Origin of the sequence: Streptomyces mutomycini (assembly GCF_001700505.1) — a bacterium.
Classification (GTDB): domain Bacteria; phylum Actinomycetota; class Actinomycetes; order Streptomycetales; family Streptomycetaceae; genus Streptomyces; species Streptomyces mutomycini.
In genome coordinates this window covers 1-868 of record NZ_MAPV01000226.1, presented here as the reverse complement: position 1 = coordinate 868, position 868 = coordinate 1, and the positions used below count along the sequence as shown (strand labels likewise).

Annotated in this window: 1 protein-coding gene; it reads left to right on the top strand. The window is 65.0% G+C overall.

Going from position 1 to position 868, the window contains the following annotated elements; all coding sequences use genetic code 11:
• The first annotated feature begins 40 nt into the window (after positions 1-40).
• Positions 41-858, top strand: a protein-coding gene (locus BFF76_RS32515) for an IS5 family transposase (RefSeq protein ID WP_107418499.1) whose coding sequence is annotated in 2 segments (ribosomal slippage) — positions 41-389 and positions 389-858 — 819 coding nt in all. Because the reading frame shifts where the segments join, the coding sequence is not laid out codon by codon here.
• The last annotated feature ends 10 nt before the right edge of the window (positions 859-868 follow it).

Here is an 868-nt window from a genome sequence, read left to right as displayed (position 1 = left end):
AGACCGTGTCCTATGTGGGGGTTGGCTCGTTGGTCTGCGTATGGGGCGGGGTACGTGGAGTTGGATTGTTCCGGACGGGCTGTGGGAGATCGCGGAGCCGCTGATCCCGCCGTCGAAGGTGCGACCGCAGGGCGGCGGAACGCAGGACACGCCTGATGAGACGCTGTTCGCGGCGATCATCTACGTGTTGGTCAGCGGATGCGCCTGGCGGGCGTTGCCGCCGTGCTTCGGGATATCGAAGTCGACGGCCCACCGCAGGTTCCTGATCTGGTCAAGAGCCGGTGTGTGGGGCCGGCTGCACGAGGAGATCCTGCACCGCTTGGACAACGTCGGCCTGCTCGACCTGTCCCGGGCAGTCCTCGACTCCGCGCACGTGAGGGCTAAAAAAGGGGCGAACTCACAGGTCCGAGCCCCGTGGACCGAGGCAAGCCGGGTTCCAAAATGCACGTCCTGTCGGACGCGAACGGACTGCCCCTACTCGTCGGCCTCTCCGCAGCGAACACCCACGACAGCCTCGCGCTGAAGCCCATGGTTGAGGGTCACCAAACGAGACACGACCCCCACCGCGGCCGCTACTTCAAGCCCCAACGCCTGCACGCGGACAAGGCGTACGACGTCACTCACCTGCGTAAATGGCTATGGGGCAAGCACATCGGCGTCCGCATCGCCCGCAAGGGAGTCGAGTCCAGCGAACGATTAGGGCGCCGACGATGGGTCATCGAACGCACCATGTCCTGGCTGACCGGCTACCGCAGACTCAACCACCGCTACGAACGCCACCCCCGCAACTACCTGGCCTTTCTCGGCCTCGCCGCTGCCCTCTGCTGCTACAAACGACTCGCCCGTCTCACCACATAGGACACGGTCT